We start from the raw sequence: 22,806 nt of genomic DNA on the forward strand, positions 1-22,806 counted from the left end.
ATAGAACAGGTTCTATGGGAAGGGAACAGCGGCGGACCACCCGGCGGACACCCGGCGGCCGACTCCGCGGCCCACTCAGCGGTCGAAGTCCAACTCCACCGTGTCCGTGGCCGGATGGGACTGGCAGGCCAGGACATAGCCCGCCTCCGTCTCCTCCGGCTCCAGCGCGAAGTTGCGGTCCATCCGCACCTCGCCCGAGACCCGGAAGGCCCGGCAGGTACCGCACACCCCGCCCTTGCAGGCGTACGGCGCGTCCGCGCGGTTGCGCAGCACGGTGTCCAGGAGGGACTCCCCGTCCCGCACCGGCCAGGTGCCGGAACGGCCGTCGAGCGTGACCGTCACCGTGCTGTGCGAGGGGGCGGTGGCCGGGACGGCCGGTGCCGCGAGGCCGTCGTCCACGTGGAATATCTCCTCGTGGATGCGCTGGCGGGTCACACCGAGTCCCCGCAGGGTCTTCTCCGCGCCCTGCACCAGACCAAGCGGGCCGCACAGGAACCAGCCCGCGACGTCCGCGACGGGCAGCAGCGCGGGCAGCAGCCGGGCGAGCCGCTCCTCGTCGAGCCGACCGGAGTCGAGCCCTGACTGCTGCTCCTCCCGGGAGAGCACCGTGACCAGCTGGAACCGGTCCGGCCAGCGGTCCTTGAGGTCGGCCGTCTCCTCCAGGAACATCGTCGACGCGGCGGTCCGGTCGCTCCGGATGAGGCAGAACGTGGCCTCCGGTTCGCGCGCGAGGAGCGTCGTGACGATGGAGAGCACGGGGGTGATGCCGCTGCCGCCCACCACCGCGGCGTACCGCCCGGGTGCCGGGTCGAGGGTGAAGCGGCCGGCCGGTGTCATCACCTCCAGCTCGTCGCCCACGGCCACTTCCTTCAGGGCGTACGTCGAGAAGGCGCCGCCCTCCACGAGCCGGACCCCGACGCGCAGGGTCCGGGGGCCTTCGGGGGACTCGGGGTCCGGTGCCGGGGCGCAGATCGAGTACGTACGCCGGATTTCCTCGCCGTCGGCGAAGCGGCGCACGGCCAGGTGCTGACCCGCCGCGAAGCGGTACTCCTCGCGCAGGTCCTGCGGCACGTCGAAGGTCAGGGCCACGGAGTCGTCGGTGAGCGGGTCGACCGCCGCTACCCGGAGCTGGTGGAAGCGCGCCATCACAACTCCTTGAAGTGGTCGAACGGTTCACGGCAGGTGACGCACCGGCGCAGGGCCTTGCAGGCGGTCGACGAGAAGCGGCTGAGCAGTTCGGTGTCGGTCGAGCCGCAGTGCGGGCAGCGGACGGAGAGGGTGAGCGGGACCGGGCCGCCGGTGCTGTGCGGGCGGGGCGGCGCGATGCCGAACTCGGCCAGTTTGCGGCGGCCTTCGGCGCTGATGTCGTCCGTCGACCAGGCGGGCGAGAGGACGGTGCGCACCGAGACCTCCACCATGCCGTGGTCGTGGAGGACCTGCTCGATGTCGGCGGTCATGGTCTCTATGGCCGGGCAGCCGGTGTAGGTGGGGGTGAGCTCCACGTCGACCGTGCCCGGTGCGCGGACATGGACGGATCGGAGCACGCCGAGCTCCGCAAGGGAGAGGACGGGCAGCTCCGGGTCGGGCACCGAACCCGCGAGGGCGAGGAGTTCTTCCTCCAGGGCGGTGGGTGCCCCCGGCGCCGTGGGTGTGCTCACCATGACGCCCCCGGGTGGCTGCGGTGCAGGTGCTGCATCTCGGCGAGCATCCGTCCGAAGGACTCGGTGTGCAGGCCTTCGCGGCCGGCGCCCGCCGTCCAGGCACCCTGCTGGGGCCCGGCGGGCACGGTCAGTGTCGCCTTCTCGATGACGGCGGTCACGGATTCGGTCCAACTGGCCCGCATCGCCTGCCAGTCGACGCCGTCGGCCCCGTCGAGGCCTTCCACCGGCTTGAACATCTCCCCGGTGAACCGCCAGAGGGCGTCAAGGCCGCGCTGCATGCGCTCATGGCTCTCGGCCGTCCCGTCACCGAGCCGCAGGGTCCACTGCTCCGCGTGGTCCTGGTGGTAGGCGACCTCCTTGACGGCTTTCGCCGCCAGCGGGGCGAACTCGCCGCTGCCGGCCGCCAACTGGCTGTACAACAGGGACTGGTAGGTGGAGAAGTAGAGCTGGCGGGCGATCGTGTGGGCGAAGTCGCCGTTCGGCTGCTCCACCAGCTGGAGGTTGCGGAAGGCGCGCTCCTCGCGGAGGTACGCCAGCTCGTCCTCGTCGCCGGCCAGGGAGAGCAGGACGCGGGCCTGGCCGAGCAGGTCGAGGGCGATGTTCGCCAGGGCCACCTCCTCCTCCAGGACGGGGGCGTGGCCCGCCCATTCGCCGAGGCGGTGCGAGAGCACCAGCGCGTCGTCGCCCAGGGCGAGTGCCGTGGCGCCGGCCGGGGTGGAAACGGGCGCGGTCACAGGTGCTTCACCCCCTCCGGGATGTCGTAGAAGGTCGGGTGGCGGTAGGGCTTGTCGCCCGCGGGCTCGAAGAACGAGTCCTTCTCGTCGGGCGAGGAGGCCGTGATCTCCGTGGAGGGCACGACCCATATCGAGACGCCCTCGCTTCTGCGGGTGTACAGATCCCGCGCGTTGCGCAGGGCCATTTCCGCGTCCGGTGCGTGCAGGCTGCCCGCGTGGGTGTGGGAGAGCCCGCGGCGGGAGCGCACGAACACCTCCCACAGCGGCCATTCGGTCGAGCTGCTCATGCCTTCGCCTCCCCGTGCTTGGCGGCGAACGCCGCTGCTGCCTCACGCACCCACGCGCCCTCGTCGTGGGCGCTCTTGCGCTGGGTGATCCGCTGTTCGTTGCAAGGGCCGTTGCCCTTCAGGACCGCCCAGAACTCCGTCCAGTCGATCGGGCCGAAGTCGTGGTGGCCCCGCTCCTCGTTCCAGGACAGGTCCGGGTCGGGCAGGGTGAGTCCGAGCGACTCCGCCTGGGGGACGCAGATGTCCACGAAGCGCTGGCGCAGCTCGTCGTTCGAGTGGCGCTTGATCTTCCAGGTCATCGACTGCTCCGAGTGCGACGACTCGTCGTCGGGCGGGCCGAACATCATCAGGGACGGCCACCACCAGCGGTTCACCGCGTCCTGCGCCATCTCGTGCTGGGCCTCGGTGCCGCGGCTGAGGGCGAGCAAAGACTCGTAACCCTGGCGCTGGTGGAACGACTCCTCCTTGCAGATGCGCACCATGGCGCGGGCATAGGGGCCGTACGAACAGCGGCACAGGGGGACTTGGTTGGTGATCGCGGCGCCGTCCACCAGCCAGCCGATCGCGCCCACGTCGGCCCAGGTCAGCGTCGGGTAGTTGAAGATCGACGAGTACTTCTGGCGGCCCGAGTGCAGCTTGTCCAGGAGCTCGTCCCTGCTCGTCCCGAGCGTTTCCGCCGCGCTGTACAGATACAGGCCGTGGCCCGCCTCGTCCTGCACCTTGGCCATCAGGATCGCCTTGCGCCGCAGGGACGGGGCGCGCGTGATCCAGTTGGCTTCGGGCTGCATGCCGATGATCTCGGAGTGCGCGTGCTGCGCGATCTGCCTGACCAGCGATGCGCGATAGGCGTCGGGCATCCAGTCGCGGGGCTCGATCCGCTCGTCCGCGGCCACCGCGGCGTCGAACGCGGATTCGTACGCCGCGGTGCTCGCGGCGTCCGTCCCGCCTTGGTCCGGCTCGGACCGGGCCGTCTGGTGCTCGGCTGCTGTCGCCATCGCAGTCCCCCTAGACCTTTGGCACGCTACCGACCGATCGTTCGGTTCGTTGAATTCAATGGTGCGGCTCGGCGCCATAGGGTGTCAACCCTGTGGATAACTTCACGGACGCTGTGCCCGGCGGGCAGGCGTGAGTACCGTTCCGGTGCGGAGCGGGCGGTAGGGAGCCGTGGGACGGGCGGACCAGCGGGCGCATCACGGTGCGGGATCAGGAGTCGGGGCCACATGGACGCGAACGACAACAGCGCGGGCGAGCCGTCGACCCCACCGCCCGTCGACGCGACGGCCCCCACAGTCCCCCCACCCTCACCCCCACCGCCGGCCCAGGCCCAGGCCCCGGCCCCGCCCCGCGTAGGCATCGCCGCACTCTCCCCCCGCTCTCAGCTCGCCGCCGTGCTCGCGCTGGTGGTCGTCGCGGTCGCCGCCTGCGTCCACGTCGGGGTGCTGTTCCTGCATGTCGCCCCCGCGAACACCATGACCAAGCAGCACGGCGAGTTCATCGACGACTGGGTCTACCCCGAGTTCGAGCAGAACTGGAAGCTCTTCGCGCCCAACCCGATGCAGCAGAACATCGCGGTGCAGGCCCGCGCCGAGATCCGCGGCGCCGACGGGACCACCCGCACCACCCGCTGGCACGACCTCTCCGCGCAGGACAGCGCCGCCATCGACGGCAATCTGCTGCCCAGCCACACCCAGCAGAACGAGCTGCGCAGGGCCTGGGACTTCTACCTCGGGTCGCACGACGCGCAGAATCGTCCCAGCGGACTGCGCGGCCAGCTCTCCGAGCGGTACATCCACCGCATCGCCCTGCTGCGCGTCGACCGGGCCGAATCTCCGGGCAAGGGCGAGACCATCGAGCGCGTCCAGCTCCGCTCCCGGACCACCAATGTGCCGGCCCCGGAGTGGAGCGACGAGAAGGTCGACGCCAAGCCCGTGTTCCGCCGGCTCCCGTGGGCGTCCGTGATCTCCGAGGACATGCCGTTGGCCGATGACCCGGAGGACGCCCGATGAATCGCTTCGGCTCATTGCTCTCGCGCGGCGTCACCCACGTGACGGGATCGGCGCTCGGTCCCTACCAGACCGCCGTGATCCGCATCGGATTCGCCGCCACCTGGCTGCTCTTCCTGCTGCGCGAATTCCCGCACCGGCACGAGCTGTACGGGCCCGACGGCCCGTGGAACTGGGACATGGCCCAGCAGCTCATCACGGACAACGAGGCCTTCACGGCCCTGATGTGGTCCGACGGCCAGGTCTGGTTCGAGATCGTCTACGCCGTCGCCGTCCTCAGCAGCGCCCTGCTGCTGCTCGGCTGGCGCACCCGCACGATGTCCGTGCTCTTCATGATCGGCGTGCTCTCGCTGCAGAACCGCTCCATCTTCATGGGCGACGGCGGCGACAACGTCATCCATCTGATGGCGACTTATCTGGTCTTCACGCGCTGCGGCCAGGTCTGGTCCCTGGACGCGCGGCGCACGGCACGCGCGCGTGCCGGTGTTCTGGAGGAGAGCGCGCCCGCCGTCGACCGGGTCGGCCCCGTGCTCTGGTGGGTCCTGGGGCTCGGCCTCTCCGTGGTGACGTTCATGGGGGAGCTCGAGGGCTACTGGCCGCTGGTCTTCTGGGGGCTGTGGCTGACCCACGGCCTGTGGTGGGCCGCCGGGCGGCGCGCCCCCGAGGGCGAGGCGCGGCAACTGCTCGACGTCATCGCCAAGATCACGCACAACGCCGCACTCCTCGTGATCATGGTCGAGGCGTGTCTGATCTACGCCACGGCGGGCTGGTACAAGATCCAGGGCAGCCGCTGGCAGGACGGCACGGCCGTCTACTACCCGCTGCGCCTCGACTCCTTCTCCCCCTGGCCCGCGCTGTCCGATCTGCTCGCCTCGCACGGCCTCGCGATCATGCTGGTGACATACGGGACCGTCGCCGTGCAGGTGGCCTTCCCCTTCACCCTCTTCAACCGGCGGGTCAAGAACGTACTGCTGGCCGCCATGATCTGCGAGCACGCGGTCATCGCGGTCATCCTCGGCCTGCCGTTCTTCTCGCTCGCGATGATCGCGGCCGACGCCGTCTTCCTGCCGACGTCGTTCCTCAAGCGCCTCGGCGGCTGGGCGGCACGCGCGCGTGGAGCCGTTTTCTCCCGTGGCGGCACGGTCCCCGCGCAGCGCGAGGCGGCCGAGGCGGCGGCCCCGGAATCCACCGAGCACGCGCGCGTAGGCTTCCCTTCATGACAGGGACGTACGCGGATGACGCGGGCGAAGCGAGCGGTGCCGTAGGCGTCTGGCGGGGCCTCGCCGACGCGTCCGTGCTCCTGGACGGCTTCCATGCGATCAAGCACGCGCTGCGCTTCGGCGCGCGCGTTCCGGCGGCCCTGACCAGCGACAAGGACGCCGTCCTCGCCCTCGCCGACGAGCTGGCCCCAGATGTGCGGGAGGCCCTCGACGGACTGCTCGTGGCCGTTCCCGACGACACTCTGCGGGCGCTCGTGCCGCGCCTGCACCCGACCGGTGTGGCCGCGCTCGCCGAACGGCCGTCCCGCGCGGCCAACTTGGCGGCGCTCGCCCGGACGCCGAGGACCGCGCCCGTCGTCGTACTCGACGATCCGCGCAATCTGGGCAACGCCGGTGCGGTGATCCGGCTCGCCGCCGGGTTCGGGGCGACGGGGGTCGTCACGACCGGGACGCTCGACCCCTGGCACCCCACTGTCGTCCGCGGCGGTGCCGGCCTGCACTTCGCGACGGCCGTCGAGAGGGTGGACGTGGCCGAACTGCCCGCCGGGCCGCTGTTCGCGCTCGACGCGGAGGGCGAGGACATCCGGGGGCTGAAGCTGCCGGACGACGCCGTGCTGGCGTTCGGGTCCGAGCGCAGCGGCCTGTCGGCGGAGCTGCGCTCCCGCGCGGACCATCTGGTGTCCCTGCCGATGCGGCCGCAGGTCTCCAGCTACAACCTCGCCACCAGCGTCGGCATGACGCTCTTCCACTGGTCGGCGGGCAGGCCTCCGGGCGCGGAGGCCTGAACCCGCCGGGAGCCGTCAGGCGTCCCTGCGCACCTCCACCACACGGAAGCGGTTGGCCACGAACGCGCCGTCGCACAGCGCCGAGTTCGCCGCCGGGTTGCCGCCCGAGCCGTGGAAGTCCGAGAACGCCGCCGTCTGGTTCACATAGACGCCGCCCGTGAGGTTCAAGGAGAGCTGCGCGCACTCCTCCAGGCAGGTCTCCTCCACGGCCTCGGACACATCGCCCGACGTCGTGTACGCCCCGACCGTCATCGCTCCCTTGTCGCGCACCGTGCGGCGCAGCAGCTGCACGGCGTCCGCCGCGGAGTCGACGGCGACGGCGAAGGAGACGGGGCCGAAGCACTCGCTCAGGTAGGCCGCCTCGGCGTCCGGCTTCGCGCCGTCCAGCTTCACGATCACGGGCGTGCGCACCACGGCGTCCGGGAACTCCGGGTTGGCGATCTCCTTCGACGCGAGGGCGACTTCACCGATCCCGGAGGCCGCCTCCAGGCGGGCCTTCACGTCGGGGTTGACCAGGGCGCCCAGGATGCCGTTCGCCCGGGCGTCGTCGCCGAGCAGGCCGCTCACGGAGGCGGCCAGGTCGGACACCACGTCGTCGTACGACTTGGGGCCCGCGTCCGTCGCGATGCCGTCGCGCGGGATGAGCAGGTTCTGCGGGGTCGTGCACATCTGGCCGCTGTACAGGGAGAGCGAGAAGGCCAGGTTGGCCAGCATTCCCTTGTAGTTGTCGGTCGACTCGATGACGACCGTGTTGACCCCGGCCTTCTCCGTGTAGACCTGAGCCTGGCGGGCGTTGGTCTCCAGCCAGTCGCCGAAGGCCGTCGATCCCGTGTAATCGATGATCTTGATCTCGGGGCGGACCGCGAGGGTCTTGGCGATGCCCTCGCCGGGCCGCTCGGCGGCAAGGCAGACCAGGTTCGGGTCGAAGCCCGCCTCCGTGAGGACCTCGCGGGCGATCTTGACGGTCAGGGCGAGCGGAAGCACCGCGCGCGGGTGGGGCTTCACCAGGACCGGGTTGCCGGTGGCCAGGGAGGCGAAGAGGCCCGGATAGCCGTTCCACGTCGGGAACGTGTTGCAGCCGATCAGGAGGGCGATGCCGCGGCCCACGGGCGTGAAGCGCTTGTCCAGGGCGATCGGGTCGCGCTTGCCCTGGGGCTTGGTCCACTCGGCGACGTCGGGGGTGCGCGACTGCTCCACGTACGCGTACGCCACCGCTTCCAGGCCGCGGTCCTGCGCGTGCGGGCCGCCCGCCTGGAAGGCCATCATGAAGGCCTGGCCGCTGGTGTGCATGACCGCGTGCGCCATCTCGTGCGTGCGCGCGCTGATGCGCCCCAGGATCTCCAGGCAGACCATCGCGCGCACTTCCGCGCCCGCGTCGCGCCAGGCACGCATCCCGGCCTTCATCGCGGGCAGCAGCGCCTCGATGTCGGGGTGGGGGTAGGTGATGCCCAACTCCGGCCCGAACGGCGACACTTCCCCGCCCACCCAGTCGTCCGTGCCCGGCTGGTCGAGGTCGAAGCGGGTGCCCATGAGGGCGTCGAAGGCGGACTTGCCCTCCGGCAGGCTCAGACTGCCGTTCTCTCCATAGGCCTTGGGGTGCTCGGGGTGCGGCGACCAGTACGCGCGCGTGCGGATCGTCTCCAGCGCCTGGTCGAGCGTGGGCCGGTGGGTGGCGATCAGCTGGTGCGCGGTGAGTTCGGCGGCCATATCGGACCAACTCCTCGTCGAGCCGGCTCTTCGTCGAGCCGGCGAGCCGGGCAGGGCAGTGGGCAGGAACAGACAGTCAGAGCTAGAGTAACCGAACGATCGGTCGGGGCAAGGGGGTCCGCCGTACCTGTGGACAAGTTCCCGCCGGGCACCCCGCACCCGCCGGCGGACACCTCGTGCGGGAGGATCGCGAGCATGACAGCACTCGAGCCCAGCAGCCCGGTGGCCGTGGTCGGCACCGGAACGATGGGGCAGGGCATCGCCCAGGTGGCCCTGCTCGCCGGTCACCCCGTGCGGCTGTACGACGCCGTCCGGGGCCAGGCGGAGAAAGCGGCCGGCACGATCGCCGCCCGCCTCGACCGGCTGGTCGAGAAGGGCAGGCTCACGGCCGAGGCCCGCGCCGCCGCCGGTGACCGCCTCACGCCCGTCGAGAGCCTCGCGGAACTGGCCGGATGCGGACTCGTCATCGAGGCGATCCTGGAACAACTGGACGTCAAGCAGCGTCTCTTCGAAGAACTCGAAGGAGTCGTCGCCGAGGACTGCCTCCTCGCCACCAACACGTCGTCCCTGTCCGTCACCGCCATCGCGGGCACCCTCGACAAGCCCGGCCGCTTCGTCGGGCTGCACTTCTTCAACCCCGCGCCCCTGCTCCCCCTCGTCGAGGTCGTCAGCGGCTTCGCGACCGAGGAAACGGCCGCCACGCGCGCGTACGAGACGGCGAAGGCCTGGGGCAAGACCCCCGTGCGCAGCGCGGACACCCCCGGCTTCATCGTCAACCGCATCGCGCGCCCCTTCTACGCCGAGGCGCTGCGGCTGTACGAGGAGCGGGTCGCCGACCCGGCCACCATCGACGCCGTGCTGCGCGAGTGCGGCGGCTTCAAGATGGGTCCCTTCGAACTCACCGACCTCATCGGCCAGGACGTGAACGAGGCGGTCACCCGCTCCGTGTGGGAGTCCTTCTTCCAGGACCCCAAGTTCACGCCGTCGCTCGCCCAGCGCCGCCTCGTCGAATCGCGCCGCCTCGGCCGCAAGTCGGGGCAGGGCTGGTACGCCTACGGAGACGACGCCCCGCGCCCGGAACCGCACACGGCGGGGCCCGAGGCCGCTCCGGAGTCCGTCACCGTCCACGGGGACCTCTTCCCGGCGGACGCGCTGCTCGACCTGATCGGGCAGGCGGGCATCCGGATCGCGCGGGGACAGGGTGCCCCGAACTCCCCCGGCCTCATCGAGCTGCCCAACGGCACACGGCTCGCCCTGGCCGACGGCATGGCTGCCGACGCGGCGGCCGACCCCACGGTCCACTTCGACCTCGCACTCGACTACCGGGCCGCGACACGCATCGCCCTGTCCCCGTCGAGCAGGGTCGGCGAGCAGGGACTGCGCGAGGCGGTCGGCCTCTTCCAGGCGCTCGGCAAGAAGGTCAGCGTCATCGGGCACACCCCGGGGATGATCGTCGCCCGCACGGTGTGGATGCTCGTGGACTTCGCCCTCGACGCCGTGGGGCGCGAGGTGGCGGACGCCGATGACGTCGACACCGCCATGAAGCTCGGCGTCAACTACCCGCTCGGACCGGTCGAATGGGGCCGCCGCCTCACCGCGTACCGGGTGGTCGAGGCGCTCGACCTGCTGAGCGACGAGTACCCCACCGGGCGGTACGCGCCGTCCCAGGCCCTGCGGCGCCAGGCCGTGCGAGAGGAGTACTCATGACCACCGCCAGGCGGGACACGTACACCCCGGAGACGCTGCTTTCGGTGGCCGTCCGGGTCTTCAACGAGCGCGGCTACGACGGCACCTCCATGGAGCACCTCTCCAAGGCGGCCGGCATCTCCAAGTCGTCGATCTACCACCACGTCGCGGGCAAGGAGGAGCTGCTGCGCCGCGCGGTGAGCCGGGCGCTCGACGGGCTCTTCGGGATCCTCGGCGAGGAGCACGCGCGCGTGGGCAGCGCCGTCCAGCGCCTGGAGCACGTCACGCGCCGCACCGTCGAGGTGCTGATCGCCGAACTTCCCTATGTGACGCTGCTGCTGCGCGTGCGCGGCAACACGGACACCGAGCGGTGGGCCATGGAGCGGCGCAGGGAGTTCGACCAGCAGGTCGCCGAGCTGCTCAAGGAAGCCGTCGCGGACGGCGACCTGCGCTCGGACCTCGAACTGCGCCTCGCCACCAGGCTGCTCTTCGGAATGATCAATTCCATCGTGGAGTGGTATCGGCCCGAGGCCCGCGGTGCCGTGTCCGGGGAGGAAGTCGCGGACGCCGTCGTCCAGTTGGCCTTCGCGGGGCTGCGCAACTGAGGTCAGCCCTCCGGCTCCAGGTCGTCCTCCTCGAAGACCAGCAACGTACGCGTGCTGAGCACTTCGGGGATGGACTGCAGCCGGGTGAGGACCAGTTCGCGCAGGGCGCGGTTGTCCGGTGTGTGCACCAGGAGCAGTACGTCGAAGTCGCCGCTGACCAGCGCGATGTGCGAGGCGCCGGGCAGCGTGCGCAGATGCTCCCGCACCGTGCGCCAGGTGTTCTGGACGATCTTCAGCGTGATGTAGGCGGAGGCGCCCTGGCCTGCCCGTTCATGGTTGATCCGGGCGCCGAAACCACGGATCACGCCGTCGTCGATGAGGCGGTTGATCCGCGCGTACGCGTTGGCACGTGACACATGGACGCGCTCGGCCACGGAACGTATCGACGCGCGACCGTCCGTGTGCAGGATCTGCAGGATGTCCCGGTCGATCGCGTCCAGGGGGCGGGGGACGCCCTCCTGACGGTCGCCCGGCCGGGGCTCCGGGCGGTCACCGCCCTGCCCGTCGGCCATTTGTTCAGATGCCATGTCCCCCCGCCTCCCTACCATGGACGTACTGCATCCATCCCAGGCTGTGGAGAACCGTTTGTCCACAGGCTGGAGGTGCCTGTAGCCAAAATGTGCCGACGACCGAACAATCGGTAGGTGAGGCGCCTCACATTGCCGCGCCTCTTTTGCCGCTCCCACGAGGAGACCGCTTCCACCTGGAGGTGCCGACATGACGGTCATGGAGCAGCGGGGCGTCTACCGGCCCACCCCGCCACCCACCTGGCAGCCGAGGACCGATCCCGCGCCGCTGCTGCCCGACGCGGAGCCCTACCGCGTCCTGGGCACGGAAGCCGCCGGGAAGGCCGACCCGGAGCTGCTGCGCAGCCTGTACGCACAGCTGGTCCGCGGGCGTCGGTACAACGCGCAGGCGACCGCCCTCACCAAGCAGGGCAGGCTCGCCGTCTACCCGTCGAGCACCGGCCAGGAGGCCTGCGAAGTGGCCGCCGCCCTCGTCCTCGAGGAGCGGGACTGGCTCTTCCCCAGCTACCGCGACACGCTCGCCGCCGTCGCCCGCGGCCTCGACACCGTGCAGGCGCTGACCCTGCTGCGCGGCGACTGGCACACCGGGTACGACCCGCGCGAGCACCGCATAGCTCCCCTGTGCACCCCGCTCGCCACCCAACTTCCGCACGCCGTGGGCCTCGCGCACGCCGCGCGCCTCAAGGGCGACGACGTGGTCGCGCTCGCCATGGTCGGCGACGGCGGCACCAGCGAGGGCGACTTCCACGAGGCGCTGAACTTCGCGGCCGTCTGGCAGGCGCCCGTCGTCTTCCTGGTGCAGAACAACGGCTTCGCGATCTCCGTGCCGCTCGCCAAGCAGACCGCCGCCCCGTCCCTGGCCCACAAGGCCGTCGGGTACGGGATGACGGGCCGCCTGGTCGACGGCAACGACGCGGCGGCGGTGCACGACGTCCTCGCCGAAGCGGTCGCCCGCGCACGTGAGGGCGGCGGCCCCACCCTGGTCGAAGCGGTGACGTACCGGATGGAGGCCCACACGAACGCCGACGACGCGACGCGCTACCGGGGCGACGCGGAGGTCGAGGCCTGGCGGGACCACGACCCGATCCTGCTCCTGGAGCGGGAGCTGACCGGGCGCGGACTGCTCGACGAGGACGGGATGCAGGTGGCCCGCGACGACGCCGAGGCCATGGCGGCCGACCTGCGTGAGCGCATGAACCGGGAGCCCGAGCTCAACCCCATGGACCTCTTCACCGACGTGTACGCCGAGCAGACCACGCAACTGCGGGAGCAGGCGGCGCAGTTGCGCGCCGAGCTGGAGGCATCCGAAGAAGGAGCCGCAGAGGCCGGACACGGCGCCGAGGGCGAGGAGAACGCGCGATGAGCACGCTCGCGGCCGAACGGACCGGCAAGAAGGCCGGCAAACCGGCCACCATGGCGCAGGCGCTGGGACGCGCCCTGCGCGACTCGATGGCCGAGGACCCGACCGTGCACGTCCTCGGAGAGGACGTCGGGGCACTCGGCGGTGTCTTCCGGGTCACCGATGGGCTCACCAAGGAGTTCGGCGAGGACCGCTGCACGGACACGCCGCTCGCCGAGGCGGGCATCCTGGGGACGGCCGTCGGCATGGCGATGTACGGGCTGCGGCCCGTCGTCGAGATGCAGTTCGACGCCTTCGCCTACCCCGCCTTCGAGCAGCTGATCTCGCACGTGGCGCGGATGCGCAACCGCACGCGGGGCGCGATGCCGCTGCCCATCACCGTGCGCGTGCCCTACGGCGGTGGCATCGGCGGCGTCGAGCACCACAGCGATTCCTCCGAGGCGTACTACATGGCGACTCCGGGGCTCCATGTCGTCACGCCCGCCACGGTCGCCGACGCCTATGGACTGCTGCGGGCGTCCATCGCCTCCGACGACCCGGTCGTCTTCCTGGAGCCGAAGCGTCTCTACTGGTCCAAGGCCGACTGGAACCCGGAGGCGCCCCTGGCCGTCGAGCCGATAGGCCGTGCGGCGGTGCGGCGCAGCGGACGCAGCGCCACCCTGATCACGTACGGCCCGTCCGTGCCCGTCTGCATGGAGGCCGCCGAGGCCGCGGTCGCCGAGGGCTGGGACCTCGAAGTGGTCGACCTGCGCTCCCTCGTGCCGTTCGACGACGAGACGGTGTGCGCCTCGGTGCGGCGCACGGGCCGCGCGGTCGTCGTCCACGAGTCGGGCGGCTTCGGCGGACCCGGCGGGGAGATCGCCGCTCGCGTCACGGAGCGGTGCTTCCACCACCTGGAGGCGCCGGTGCTCCGGGTCGCGGGATTCGACATTCCCTATCCGCCGCCCATGCTGGAGAAGCATCATCTGCCGGGTGTGGACCGGATCCTGGACGCGGTCGCACGGTTGCAGTGGGAGGCGGAGAGCTGATGGCGCAGGTCCTCGAGTTCAAACTCCCCGACCTCGGTGAGGGGCTCACGGAGGCGGAGATCACCCGCTGGCTGGTGCGGGTCGGCGATGTCGTCGCCGTGGACCAGCCGGTCGTCGAGGTGGAGACGGCCAAGGCGATGGTGGAGGTGCCCTGCCCGTACGGAGGTGTGGTGACGGCCCGCTTCGGTGAGGAGGGCACGGAACTCCCGGTGGGTGCCCCGCTGTTGACGGTCGCCGTCGGCGCTCCGGCCCCTGTGTCGGCACCGGCTCCGGAAGAGCCCGCGGACCGGGCGCTGCAGGCGGCGGCCGAAGCGGAGTCGTCCGGCAACGTCCTGGTCGGGTACGGCACGGCGGCGGCGCCCGCGCGGCGCAGGAGGGTGCGGTCCACTGCACCCGCACCGCAGCCGAAGCCGGCACCCGCACCGCAGCCGAAGCCGGTGCGTGCGGAGGGCCCCGTGCCGGTGATCTCGCCCCTCGTGCGCAAGCTGGCGCGGGAGAACGGCGTGGAGCTCCGGGAACTGGCGGGCACGGGCCCGGAGGGGCTGATCACGCGGGCCGACGTGGAGATGGCGATCGCGGTACGGCGGACGGTCACGCAGACGCCCGTACAGACGCCCGTACAGACGCCCGTACAGGCTCCCGCGCCGGCGGTCGAGGTGAGCCACCCGGCGTCCTCCCCGGCGTCCTCCTCGGCGTCCTTGGCGGCGTCCTCCTCGGCGGCTGACGTGCGCTACCCGCTGACCGGCATCCGCGGCATCGTCGCCGACAAGATGTCCCGCAGCAGGCGCGAGATACCGGAGGCCACCTGCTGGGTCGACGCCGACGCGACGGAACTGCTCGCGGCGCGTGCCGCGATGAACGCCTCCGCGGGCGCCTCCGCGGGCGCCTCCGCGAAGGAGGGCGACGCGCGCAAGATCTCGCTCCTCGCGCTGTTCGCCCGCATCAGCGTGGCCGCCCTGGCCCGCTACCCGATGCTCAACTCCACGGTCGACCTGGCCACGCGCGAGGTGGTCCGGCTCGCCGACGTCCACCTCGGCTTCGCCGCGCAGACCGACCGCGGGCTCGTCGTCCCCGTGGTGCGCGACGCACACGCGCGGACCACGGCCTCGGTCAACGACGAGCTGATCCGCCTGACGGAGGCCGCGCGGGACGGGAAGCTGACGCCCGGAGAGCTGACGGGCGGCACGTTCACGCTGAACAACTACGGCGTGTTCGGGGTCGACGGGTCCACGCCGATCATCAACCACCCCGAGGCGGCCATGCTCGGGGTCGGCCGGATCGTGCCCAAGCCGTGGGTGCACCAGGGGGAGTTGGCGGTGCGGCACGTCGTGCAGCTGTCGCTCACCTTCGACCACCGGGTGTGCGACGGTGGCACGGCGGGCGGGTTCCTGCGCTTCGTGGCGGACTGCGTGGAGCAGCCTGCGGTGCTGCTGCGGGAGGTGTGACGCCCGGTACAGGAGTGACTCCCCGTACAAGGGGGGTGGAATTGATCCTTCGTGCGCCCATACTCGGGGGATGACCGCGCAAAGGGCCTCGGGCGGCGCCGCGACCGCCTCGTACGACGCCGTAGTGCTCGCGGGCGGCGGCGCCAGACGGCTCGGCGGGGCGGACAAGCCCGGCGTCCGGGTCGGCGGCCGGGCGCTGCTCGACCGCGTGCTCGGCGCGTGTGCCGACGCAGGCGTCTCCGTCGTCGTCGCCGAACCCCGGCCGACCGCCCGCCCGGTGCTGTGGGCGCGCGAGGAGCCCGCAGGCGCGGGGCCGCTGGCCGCGCTCGACGCCGGGCTGCGGCGCACGGCGGCCGAGCGGGTGGTGGTGCTCTCCGCCGATCTGCCGTTCCTGGGGGAGCAGACGGTCCGGCGGCTGGTCGACGCACTGGCCGACGAGGCGGTCGACGGTGCGGTCCTCACCGATCCCGGCGGTCGGGACCAGCCGCTGGTCGCGGCCTATCGGAGCGCCTCGCTGCGGCGGGAGACGGAGGCGCTCGCCGCGGAGCACGGCGCTCTGACGGGGCTTCCGCTGCGGCTGCTCACCACGCGGCTCTCGCTGACCCGCGTCGCGGACCCCGTCGCCTCCTTCGACTGCGACACCTGGGACGACATCGCCGCCGCCCGGGCGCGCATCAGGGAGCATGGGCACGTGTTGGATGAATGGATTTCCGCAGTCAAGGACGAACTGGGCATCGAGCTCGACGTCGACACCGGCCTCCTGCTCGACCTCGCGCGCGACGCGGCCCACGGTGTGGCCAGGCCCGCGGCTCCGCTGACCACGTTCCTCGTGGGCTACGCGGCCGCCGCGTCCGGCGGCGGGCCCGAAGCGGTGGCCGAGGCGTCCCGCAAGGCGGCGGCACTGGCCGCACGGTGGGCGGAGGAGGCCGCGGACTCCGACGGAGCGTCGGAAGCGCCGTCCGCCACACGGCCGGACGCCGGATGAGCGGGCAGCCCGCGCCGGACGCCGAGCTCGACGAGGCGCTCGCCCTGGTGAATGACGACTACGGCCGCCGGACGGGCCGGCTCGCCGCGGGTGCGCCCGGCGGCGAGGGACGGAGCGCGGTGGCTGACGCGGGCTGTCACGACCACGGCCGGGGCGGGGCGGCAGCCCACGGAGACAGGGGCGACGCGACGCCCGAACCGGGCCGGGGCATCCCCGACGCGGAGGGCAGCGGCGCACGGACCGGCCACGGCTCCCCGAGCGACACCGCGCCCGCCCCTCACACCACCCACGTCACGCACGCCCCCCACACCCCCCATCACGACACCACCCCCTGGCCCACAGCCCGCTCCGTAGCGGCCCGTGCCCCCCGCCCCGTCGGCTCCGGCACGGCCCCCGCGTCCCTCCCTCTGGACCAGGCGCTCGGGCTCGTGCTCGCCGCGCCGCTCGTCGCGCTCACCGACCTGCCCTCCTTCGACACCTCGGCGATGGACGGCTGGGTCGTCGCGGGGCCCGGCCCCTGGAAGGTCCTGGACGAGGGGATTCTCGCCGGGCAGGAGCAGACCGTGTCCCTCGCCGACGGAGAGGCGGTGCGGATCGCGACCGGGGCCCGGATTCCCCGCGAGGCCACCGCCGTCATCCGCCGCGAGCACGGCATCACGGACGACAAGGGGCGGCTGCACCCGCAGCGCGACGTCGCGCACGGGCAGGACATCCGGCCGCGCGGCCAGGAGTGCCGCTCCGGGGATCAACTCCTGCCGTCCGGCGCCACGGTGACCCCGGCGGTGCTCGGCCTCGCTGCCGCCGCCGGGTACGACGTGCTGCCGGTCGTGCCCCGGCCGCGTGCCGAAGTGCTCGTCCTGGGCGATGAGTTGCTGACCGAGGGGCTTCCCCACGAAGGGCTCATCCGGGACGCGCTCGGGCCCATGCTGCCGCCGTGGCTGCGCTCGCTCGGCGTGGACGTCATCGGTGTACGCCGCCTCGGTGACGACGCCGAGGCGCTGTACGAGGCCATCACGACGTCCACCGCGGAGCTGATCGTCACCACCGGCGGCACCGCGTCCGGGCCCGTCGACCACGTCCATCCCACCCTCCGCCGCATCGGCGCCGAACTCCTCGTGGACGGCGTCGCGGTGCGTCCGGGCCATCCCATGCTGCTCGCGCGCATCAGCCCCGACCGGCATCTCGTGGGCCTGCCCGGCAATCCGCTCGCCGCCGTCTCCGGACTGCTGACCCTGGCGGAGCCCCTGCTCCGTACGCTCTCGGGGCGCCCCGCGGCATCGACGTACACGGCTGTCGTACGAGAGGACGTCCACGGGCACCCGCACGACACCCGGCTCGTCCCCGTCACCCTCCGCGGCGACGACGCGCTGCCGCTGCACTACAACGGGCCCGCGATGCTGCGGGGGGTCGCCGTGGCCGAGGGGCTCGCGGTCATCCCGCCCGGTGGCGCGCGGCAGGGGCAGGAGCTGGAGATTCTCGATCTGCCGTGGGCCGTGCCCGAAGTGGGCGGCTATGCGACCGGGGAGTGTTTCACGTGAAACTTCACCGCGACGACGCGATCGCCCGCAACCCCGACGAACATCTGGTGACCCACCGGGTCAAGCTGCCGAAGCGGGTCGTCGAGCGCCCGCTCCGACAGGTCGGCAAGCGACTCCTGATGGCGCTCTTCGTGCTCGGTCTGACGATCCTCATCGTCTGGGTCGACCGGGACGGGTACCACGACAACTCCGACGAGAAGCTCGACTTCCTCGACGCCGCGTACTACGCCACCGTCACGCTCTCCACCACCGGTTACGGCGACATCGTCCCGTACAGCGACAGCGCGCGGCTCTGCAACATCCTGCTGATCACGCCGCTGCGCGTGCTCTTCCTGATCATCCTGGTCGGCACCACCCTCGAAGTGCTCACGGAACGGACGCGAGAGGAATGGCGTCTGTCCCGCTGGAGGTCCAACTTGCGTGAACACACCGTCGTCGTCGGCTTCGGCACCAAGGGCCGTTCCGCGATCCAGACCGTCACCGCGACCGGTCTGAAGCCGGAGCAGATCGTGGTGGTCGACCCCAGTTCGAAGGTCGTCGACGCCGCCACCGCGGAGGGATACGCGGGGGTCGTCGGCGATGCCACACGCAGCGATGTGCTGCTCCGCGCCGAGGTGCAGCGGGCCCGCCAGATCATCATCGCGACGCAGCGCGACGACACCGCCGTCCTGGTCGCCCTCACCGCCCGGCAGATGAACCGCGGCGCGAAGATCGTGGCCGCGGTCCGGGAGGAGGAGAACGCGCCGCTGCTGCGGCAGTCCGGCGCCGACGCAGTGATCACCAGCGCCAGTGCGGCCGGCCGGCTCCTCGGCCTGTCCTGCCTGAGTCCCAGCGCGGGCATGGTCATGGAGGACCTGATCCAGCAGGGCAGCGGGCTCGATCTGGTCGAACGGCCGGTGATAAAGGCCGAGGTGGGGCTCGGCGTACGGGAGACGGACGATCTGGTCGTGAGCGTGGTGCGCGGGCACCGGGTCCTCGGCTACGACGATCCGGCCGTCGGGAAGCTCCAGTTGATGGACCGTCTGATCACCATCGTGCGGGCCTCCCCGAAGGCCGCGGTGACACCCGAGTCCCGTCCGGGGCCGCCGGGCGGGGGGATCCGCACCTAGCCGGACCGGAACCGCCGGGGAGTAGCCTCGCCGCATGCATGCGATCACGATCCCCGAAGCCGGCGGCCCGGAAGCGCTCGTATGGGCCGAGGTCCCCGATCCCGTGCCCGGTGAGGGCGAGGTGCTGGTCGAGGTCGCGGCCAGCGCCGTGAACCGCGCCGACCTGCTGCAGCGCCAGGGCTTCTACAACCCGCCGCCCGGCTCGTCCCCGTACCCGGGACTCGAATGCTCGGGCCGCGTCGCGGGCATCGGCACCGGCGTCTCCGGCTGGCAGATCGGCGACGAGGTCTGCGCGCTGCTCGCGGGCGGCGGTTACGCCGAGAAAGTCGTCGTCCCCGTGGGGCAGTTGCTGCCCCTGCCGGACGGCGTCGACCTCGTCACGGCGGCCGCGCTGCCCGAGGTGACCTCGACGGTCTGGTCGAACGTCTTCATGATCGCGCACCTGCGGCCCGGCGAGATGTTCCTCGTGCACGGCGGCTCCAGCGGCATCGGCACCATGGCCATCCAGCTGGCGAAGGCCGTCGGCGCCAAGGTGGCGGTCACCGCGGGCAGCAAGGAGAAGCTGGACTTCTGCCGGGAACTCGGCGCGGACGTCCTGATCAACTACCGCGAGCAGGACTTCGTCGAGGAGATGAAGAACGCGACGGACGGCGCGGGCGCGGACGTCATCCTCGACAACATGGGCGCCAAATACCTGGACTGCAACGTCCAGACGCTCGCGACCAGCGGCCGCCTCGCCATCATCGGCATGCAGGGCGGCATCAAGGGCGAGCTGAACATCGCCACGCTCCTGACCAAGCGGGCCGCCGTCACGGCGACCTCGCTGCGGGCGCGTCCCCTGGAGGAGAAGGCGGCGATCGTCGCGGCGGTGCGGGAGCATGTGTGGCCGCTGATCGGGGCGGGGCATGTCCGGCCGATCGTCGACAGGACTGTGCCGATGCCTGAGGCGGCGGCCGCGCATCGGGTACTGGAGGAGAGCCGGCACATCGGGAAGGTGCTGCTGGTGCGCTGAAGCCCCTCGGGGCGCTCCCGTTGCCGGGGTTGTATCGCTATGTGACGCTTGATGCAGCTTCAGTGATCTCTTGCAGTGATCTCTCTTGATCTCGGCGATCCGGTAGCGGGAGGGGGTCAGCGCGGTGACTCCACGACTCAGGCCGTTGGTGATCTCGGCGGCATTGCTGGCCGCGACGGTGCTTCCCTCCTCGTACGTCTCCGCGTACGCCGCCGAGCCCGCCCCCAGCGAGACCTTCGCCGGAAGTGTCCCCGGCGAAGGCAGAGCGCGGCCGGGCCGTGCGGATCCGCCGCCGCCCCCGCCCCCGTCCCCCTCGGCGTCCGTGCCGGTCCAGCCGCCGAAGCCGGTGCACAAGCCGGTGCGGACCACCGCCTCCGACGCCACCCGGAAGGCCGCCGCGGGGCCCGTCACCGAGGGCCTGCGGCTCCTTCCGCTCGGCAGCGGGCTGCTCCTCATCGGCCTCGGCCTCGGGTTCTTCGCCGTGCGGCTGCGCGGCGGCTGACAGGACCGGCACGTTCGTACACGGTGGATCAGCGGCTAATGGGGGCACCACCGATGTGTGATGTACGGGTGCGAGAGAATGGCGGCATGGAGATGCCGAGGAACGAACGGTCGCCCGAGAGCCCCCAGGTCCTGGTCGTCGGCCAGGACGGAATGGCGCTCGGCGGCGGCGGAGACGATGACTCCCCCGAGGTCCCGGTGACGGAGATGGTCGAACAGCCGGCCAAGGTCATGCGCATCGGCAGCATGATCAAGCAGTTGCTCGAGGAGGTGCGCGCGGCTCCTCTGGACGAGGCGAGCCGGGTCCGCCTCAAGGAGATCCACGCCAGCTCGGTCAAGGAGCTCGAGGACGGCCTCGCCCCCGAGCTCGTCGAGGAACTGGAGCGGCTCTCCCTGCCCTTCACGGAGGACACGACGCCGAGCGACGCGGAGCTGCGGATCGCGCAGGCGCAGCTCGTGGGCTGGCTCGAGGGACTCTTCCACGGGATCCAGACGACCCTGTTCGCGCAGCAGATGGCGGCGCGGGCACAGCTGGAGCAGATGCGCCGTGCGCTGCCGCCCGGCGTGGGCGGCGGCGAGGAGGACGAGGACGGCGGGGTCGCGGGCCGCTCCGGCGGGCCGTACCTCTAGACAGGGTTGGCGGACAGAACGCGAAGGGCCCGGTCCTGGTGACCGGGCCCTTCGCGTCAGCTACCGCGGCCGATCAGGCCGGGTCACCCGTCGAGACGGTGAACTCGATGTCCACGTCGTCGGGGTCGACGTCCGAACCCTCCTTGGGGGACTGCTGCATGACCGTGTCCTCCCCGTAGGTGTTCTCGTCCATGTCGCGCTTGTCGTACTGCCAGCCGGCGGCCTGCAGGCACTTCTGCACGGACTTCCAGTCCCGGAACGTGAAGTCCGGGACCTTGATCTTGTTCTCGTCGTTGTACGCCGTGTCCGGCTCGGTGCACTCGCTGGTCTCGATGGTCTTGGTCCGGTCGGGACCACGGTGACCCGCGACCGGCGCGTCCGACTTCTTCTCCTGGGGGTCCTTGCCGCCTTCGTCCCCGCCGCTCATCGAGACGGCCGCGATCACACCGCCGATGGCGAGCAGCGCGACGACGATCGAGCCGACGACCACCGGCATGTTCCGCTTGCCACCGCCCGAGCCCGAGCCGCCCGAGCCCTGCACGGACGTCTGCGCGGGCTGCGGCGAGAGCGTGTACGGAGGCGGGGTCTGCGCGGCCTGCTGCGGGGCGTACGCGTTCGTGGGCGCCGGGGTCTGGTAACCGCTCTGCTGCGGGTAGCCGTACCCCGGCGTCACGGGGGCCGGGGCCGGCGTCGCCGGGCCGTAGGGACCCGGCTGGTACGGCGTCTGGACGTTGCCGCCCTGCGGTGCCGAGGTGTCGACCGGCGGGAAGACCGCGGAGCCGACGCCCGCGCCGCTGTTCGTCTGGGCGCCCGGCACGATGCTCGGCGCGGCAGCCTGGAAGGACTGGGCGACGCGCAGGCACTCGTCCCGCATCGCCTCCGCGGTCGGGAAACGCTCGTTCGGGTTCTTCTTCAGCGCGCGGGCCACGATCGCGTCGACCGCCGGCGGCAGCGAGCGGTTGATCGAGGACGGGGCGACCGGCTCCTCCTGGACGTGCGCGTACGCGATCGCCAGGGGGGAGTCCGCCTCGAAGGGCAGCCGGCCGGTGGTCAGCTGGAAGAGCATGATGCCGACCGAGTACAGGTCGGAGCGGGCGTCGACGCCGCGGCCGAGGGCCTGCTCGGGCGACAGGTACTGCGGCGTACCGACGACCATGCCGGTCTGCGTCATGGAGGTGACGCCGGACTGCATGGCGCGGGCGATGCCGAAGTCCATGACCTTGACGACGTTGCGCTTCGTCATCATCACGTTGCCGGGCTTGATGTCGCGGTGGACCAGGCCCATCTCGTGGCTGATCTCGAGCGCGGCGAGCACATCGGCGGTGATCTTCAGCGCCTGGTCGGTCGGCATCGCGCCGAACTGGGTGACCGCGGCGTCGAGCACGGAGCCGAGCGGCTTGCCCTCGACGTACTCCATGACGATGTACGGCATCGTCGCGCCGTCGAGGTCGTCCTCGCCGGTGTCGAAGACCGACACGATGTTCGTGTGCGTGAGCTTGGCCACCGACTGGGCCTCGCGGCGGAAGCGCTCGCGGAAGGACTGCTCGCGGCCCAGCTCGGTGTGGAGCGTCTTGATCGCGACCTGGCGGTCGAGAACGGAGTCGTACGCCAGGTGAACGGAGGCCATGCCGCCCTCACCGAGAAGATCGCGCAGCTGATACCGGCCACCGGCCAGCGAGCGCCCCGCATACCGTCCCTGTGCGCCGTCCTGGCTGCTCATGTCGTGCGTCCCCCATCGGCGCGGTGTGCCGGACGGCTCCGCGGTCGGTGATCGATTCCCGCTATTCCTGGCCAAGTCTGCCCGAGGGCACTGACACGTCAAGCTCGATGCCCGTTCCGTGACCGTACGCGCAAGAAGCGTCTCGGAAGCGTTACAAGTTTGCGTGTGAAGCCCCATGGCGGGTTTGATGTCCGGTCCACCTCGAACCGGCGCGCCGCGTGAAGGCTGTAGCGTGGCCCGGGTTCCCCCAGTACCACCAAGCA

At 71.6% G+C, this 22,806-nt stretch carries 22 protein-coding genes; 14 read left to right on the top strand and 8 right to left on the bottom strand.

All coding sequences use genetic code 11. The features are described 5' to 3' along the window. Positions 1-75: 75 nt before the first annotated feature. From ACIBKX_RS22535 to paaA, 5 genes are read right to left on the bottom strand one after another with little or no spacing between them, the layout of a single operon-like run. Complete coding sequence (locus ACIBKX_RS22535; protein ID WP_363270278.1) at positions 76-1,146, bottom strand: 2Fe-2S iron-sulfur cluster-binding protein; 1,071 nt, start codon at positions 1,144-1,146, stop codon at positions 76-78. After that, on the bottom strand, positions 1,146-1,661 hold the full coding sequence (paaD, locus tag ACIBKX_RS22540) for a 1,2-phenylacetyl-CoA epoxidase subunit PaaD (protein WP_363270277.1): 516 nt from the start codon (positions 1,659-1,661) through the stop codon (positions 1,146-1,148). The genes ACIBKX_RS22535 and paaD overlap by 1 nt, the downstream gene beginning before the upstream one ends. Beyond that, positions 1,655-2,395 (bottom strand): 1,2-phenylacetyl-CoA epoxidase subunit PaaC, encoded by a 741-nt coding sequence (gene paaC, locus ACIBKX_RS22545; protein WP_363270276.1) that lies wholly within the window; start codon positions 2,393-2,395, stop codon positions 1,655-1,657. The genes paaD and paaC overlap by 7 nt, the downstream gene beginning before the upstream one ends. Further along, positions 2,392-2,682 carry a 1,2-phenylacetyl-CoA epoxidase subunit PaaB gene (gene paaB, locus ACIBKX_RS22550; RefSeq protein ID WP_363270275.1) on the bottom strand — a complete coding sequence of 97 codons (291 nt, stop codon included), beginning with the start codon at positions 2,680-2,682 and terminating at the stop codon, positions 2,392-2,394. Before paaB ends, paaC begins: the two co-directional genes overlap by 4 nt. Beyond that, the gene (gene paaA / locus ACIBKX_RS22555) at positions 2,679-3,677 is read right to left on the bottom strand and encodes a 1,2-phenylacetyl-CoA epoxidase subunit PaaA (RefSeq protein WP_363270274.1); all 999 of its coding nucleotides are present in this window, start codon (positions 3,675-3,677) and stop codon (positions 2,679-2,681) included. The genes paaB and paaA overlap by 4 nt, the downstream gene beginning before the upstream one ends. A 225-nt stretch (positions 3,678-3,902) precedes the next feature. Here paaA and ACIBKX_RS22560 point away from each other — a divergent pair, with 225 nt between their 5' ends. The 3 genes from ACIBKX_RS22560 to ACIBKX_RS22570 are packed head-to-tail and all read left to right on the top strand — an operon-like array spanning position 3,903 to position 6,690. Next, positions 3,903-4,688, top strand: a complete 786-nt coding sequence (locus tag ACIBKX_RS22560; RefSeq protein ID WP_363270273.1) for a DUF5819 family protein — start codon at positions 3,903-3,905, stop codon at positions 4,686-4,688. Beyond that, positions 4,685-5,905 (top strand): HTTM domain-containing protein, encoded by a 1,221-nt coding sequence (locus ACIBKX_RS22565; RefSeq protein WP_363270271.1) that lies wholly within the window; start codon positions 4,685-4,687, stop codon positions 5,903-5,905. Before ACIBKX_RS22560 ends, ACIBKX_RS22565 begins: the two co-directional genes overlap by 4 nt. Further along, positions 5,902-6,690 (top strand): TrmH family RNA methyltransferase, encoded by a 789-nt coding sequence (locus ACIBKX_RS22570; RefSeq protein WP_363270270.1) that lies wholly within the window; start codon positions 5,902-5,904, stop codon positions 6,688-6,690. Before ACIBKX_RS22565 ends, ACIBKX_RS22570 begins: the two co-directional genes overlap by 4 nt. 15 nt (positions 6,691-6,705) lie before the next feature. On the opposite strand, the gene paaN is transcribed toward ACIBKX_RS22570, so the two are convergent. Next, positions 6,706-8,397 (bottom strand): phenylacetic acid degradation protein PaaN, encoded by a 1,692-nt coding sequence (gene paaN / locus ACIBKX_RS22575; protein ID WP_363270269.1) that lies wholly within the window; start codon positions 8,395-8,397, stop codon positions 6,706-6,708. Between the two features lie 195 nt (positions 8,398-8,592). On the opposite strand from paaN, the gene ACIBKX_RS22580 reads away from it, so the two are divergent. Together ACIBKX_RS22580 and ACIBKX_RS22585 are read left to right on the top strand one after the other, a co-directional pair. Further along, complete coding sequence (locus tag ACIBKX_RS22580; RefSeq protein ID WP_363270268.1) at positions 8,593-10,104, top strand: 3-hydroxyacyl-CoA dehydrogenase; 1,512 nt, start codon at positions 8,593-8,595, stop codon at positions 10,102-10,104. Continuing rightward, positions 10,101-10,688, top strand: coding sequence for a TetR/AcrR family transcriptional regulator (locus tag ACIBKX_RS22585; RefSeq protein ID WP_363270267.1), 588 nt, complete (start codon positions 10,101-10,103; stop codon positions 10,686-10,688). The genes ACIBKX_RS22580 and ACIBKX_RS22585 overlap by 4 nt, the downstream gene beginning before the upstream one ends. A 2-nt stretch (positions 10,689-10,690) precedes the next feature. On the opposite strand, the gene ACIBKX_RS22590 is transcribed toward ACIBKX_RS22585, so the two are convergent. Continuing rightward, positions 10,691-11,200, bottom strand: coding sequence for an Lrp/AsnC family transcriptional regulator (locus tag ACIBKX_RS22590; protein WP_399376006.1), 510 nt, complete (start codon positions 11,198-11,200; stop codon positions 10,691-10,693). 205 nt (positions 11,201-11,405) lie between these two features. Between ACIBKX_RS22590 and pdhA the strand changes: the two genes are divergently transcribed. The 9 genes from pdhA (at position 11,406) to ACIBKX_RS22635 (ending at position 20,823) form a co-directional block, all read left to right on the top strand. Then, a complete protein-coding gene (gene pdhA, locus ACIBKX_RS22595; protein WP_363270265.1) occupies positions 11,406-12,578 on the top strand; it encodes a pyruvate dehydrogenase (acetyl-transferring) E1 component subunit alpha in 1,173 nt (390 codons plus the stop codon). Next, positions 12,575-13,603: an alpha-ketoacid dehydrogenase subunit beta gene (locus ACIBKX_RS22600; RefSeq protein WP_363270264.1), complete on the top strand. Its 1,029-nt coding sequence runs from the start codon at positions 12,575-12,577 to the stop codon at positions 13,601-13,603. Before pdhA ends, ACIBKX_RS22600 begins: the two co-directional genes overlap by 4 nt. Further along, entirely contained in the window at positions 13,603-15,048 is a 1,446-nt protein-coding gene (locus ACIBKX_RS22605) for a dihydrolipoamide acetyltransferase family protein (RefSeq protein WP_363270262.1), read from the top strand. Before ACIBKX_RS22600 ends, ACIBKX_RS22605 begins: the two co-directional genes overlap by 1 nt. Positions 15,049-15,118: 70 nt before the next feature. Further along, positions 15,119-16,033, top strand: a complete 915-nt coding sequence (locus ACIBKX_RS22610; RefSeq protein WP_363270261.1) for an NTP transferase domain-containing protein — start codon at positions 15,119-15,121, stop codon at positions 16,031-16,033. Then, entirely contained in the window at positions 16,030-17,571 is a 1,542-nt protein-coding gene (locus ACIBKX_RS22615) for a molybdopterin-binding protein (protein ID WP_363270260.1), read from the top strand. The genes ACIBKX_RS22610 and ACIBKX_RS22615 overlap by 4 nt, the downstream gene beginning before the upstream one ends. After that, entirely contained in the window at positions 17,568-18,680 is a 1,113-nt protein-coding gene (locus tag ACIBKX_RS22620; RefSeq protein ID WP_363270259.1) for a potassium channel family protein, read from the top strand. Before ACIBKX_RS22615 ends, ACIBKX_RS22620 begins: the two co-directional genes overlap by 4 nt. 34 nt (positions 18,681-18,714) lie before the next feature. Further along, positions 18,715-19,692 carry an NAD(P)H-quinone oxidoreductase gene (locus ACIBKX_RS22625; protein ID WP_363270258.1) on the top strand — a complete coding sequence of 326 codons (978 nt, stop codon included), beginning with the start codon at positions 18,715-18,717 and terminating at the stop codon, positions 19,690-19,692. A 124-nt stretch (positions 19,693-19,816) separates the two neighbouring features. After that, entirely contained in the window at positions 19,817-20,194 is a 378-nt protein-coding gene (locus ACIBKX_RS22630) for a hypothetical protein (protein WP_363270257.1), read from the top strand. A gap of 86 nt (positions 20,195-20,280) precedes the next feature. Then, on the top strand, positions 20,281-20,823 hold the full coding sequence (locus ACIBKX_RS22635) for a bacterial proteasome activator family protein (RefSeq protein ID WP_363270256.1): 543 nt from the start codon (positions 20,281-20,283) through the stop codon (positions 20,821-20,823). Positions 20,824-20,896: 73 nt separating this feature from the next. On the opposite strand, the gene ACIBKX_RS22640 is transcribed toward ACIBKX_RS22635, so the two are convergent. Beyond that, positions 20,897-22,543 (bottom strand): protein kinase, encoded by a 1,647-nt coding sequence (locus ACIBKX_RS22640; protein ID WP_363270255.1) that lies wholly within the window; start codon positions 22,541-22,543, stop codon positions 20,897-20,899. Between the last annotated feature and the right edge of the window lie 263 nt (positions 22,544-22,806).

This window comes from Streptomyces sp. NPDC050658 (genome assembly GCF_044457025.1).
GTDB lineage: Bacteria > Actinomycetota > Actinomycetes > Streptomycetales > Streptomycetaceae > Streptomyces.

What these genes read in the sequence shown, in the direction of transcription:
- ACIBKX_RS22535 (WP_363270278.1), bottom strand. Translation starts at nt 1,146, where the DNA reads ATGGCGCGCTTCCACCAGCTCCGGGTAGCGGCGGTCGACCCGCTCACC.
- paaD (WP_363270277.1), bottom strand. Translation starts at nt 1,661, where the DNA reads ATGGTGAGCACACCCACGGCGCCGGGGGCACCCACCGCCCTGGAGGAA.
- paaB (WP_363270275.1), bottom strand. Translation starts at nt 2,682, where the DNA reads ATGAGCAGCTCGACCGAATGGCCGCTGTGGGAGGTGTTCGTGCGCTCC.
- paaA (WP_363270274.1), bottom strand. Translation starts at nt 3,677, where the DNA reads ATGGCGACAGCAGCCGAGCACCAGACGGCCCGGTCCGAGCCGGACCAA.
- ACIBKX_RS22560 (WP_363270273.1), top strand. Translation starts at nt 3,903, where the DNA reads ATGGACGCGAACGACAACAGCGCGGGCGAGCCGTCGACCCCACCGCCC.
- ACIBKX_RS22565 (WP_363270271.1), top strand. Translation starts at nt 4,685, where the DNA reads ATGAATCGCTTCGGCTCATTGCTCTCGCGCGGCGTCACCCACGTGACG.
- ACIBKX_RS22570 (WP_363270270.1), top strand. Translation starts at nt 5,902, where the DNA reads ATGACAGGGACGTACGCGGATGACGCGGGCGAAGCGAGCGGTGCCGTA.
- paaN (WP_363270269.1), bottom strand. Translation starts at nt 8,397, where the DNA reads ATGGCCGCCGAACTCACCGCGCACCAGCTGATCGCCACCCACCGGCCC.
- ACIBKX_RS22580 (WP_363270268.1), top strand. Translation starts at nt 8,593, where the DNA reads ATGACAGCACTCGAGCCCAGCAGCCCGGTGGCCGTGGTCGGCACCGGA.
- ACIBKX_RS22585 (WP_363270267.1), top strand. Translation starts at nt 10,101, where the DNA reads ATGACCACCGCCAGGCGGGACACGTACACCCCGGAGACGCTGCTTTCG.
- ACIBKX_RS22590 (WP_399376006.1), bottom strand. Translation starts at nt 11,200, where the DNA reads ATGGCCGACGGGCAGGGCGGTGACCGCCCGGAGCCCCGGCCGGGCGAC.
- pdhA (WP_363270265.1), top strand. Translation starts at nt 11,406, where the DNA reads ATGACGGTCATGGAGCAGCGGGGCGTCTACCGGCCCACCCCGCCACCC.
- ACIBKX_RS22600 (WP_363270264.1), top strand. Translation starts at nt 12,575, where the DNA reads ATGAGCACGCTCGCGGCCGAACGGACCGGCAAGAAGGCCGGCAAACCG.
- ACIBKX_RS22605 (WP_363270262.1), top strand. Translation starts at nt 13,603, where the DNA reads ATGGCGCAGGTCCTCGAGTTCAAACTCCCCGACCTCGGTGAGGGGCTC.
- ACIBKX_RS22610 (WP_363270261.1), top strand. Translation starts at nt 15,119, where the DNA reads ATGACCGCGCAAAGGGCCTCGGGCGGCGCCGCGACCGCCTCGTACGAC.
- ACIBKX_RS22615 (WP_363270260.1), top strand. Translation starts at nt 16,030, where the DNA reads ATGAGCGGGCAGCCCGCGCCGGACGCCGAGCTCGACGAGGCGCTCGCC.
- ACIBKX_RS22625 (WP_363270258.1), top strand. Translation starts at nt 18,715, where the DNA reads ATGCATGCGATCACGATCCCCGAAGCCGGCGGCCCGGAAGCGCTCGTA.
- ACIBKX_RS22635 (WP_363270256.1), top strand. Translation starts at nt 20,281, where the DNA reads ATGGAGATGCCGAGGAACGAACGGTCGCCCGAGAGCCCCCAGGTCCTG.
- ACIBKX_RS22640 (WP_363270255.1), bottom strand. Translation starts at nt 22,543, where the DNA reads ATGAGCAGCCAGGACGGCGCACAGGGACGGTATGCGGGGCGCTCGCTG.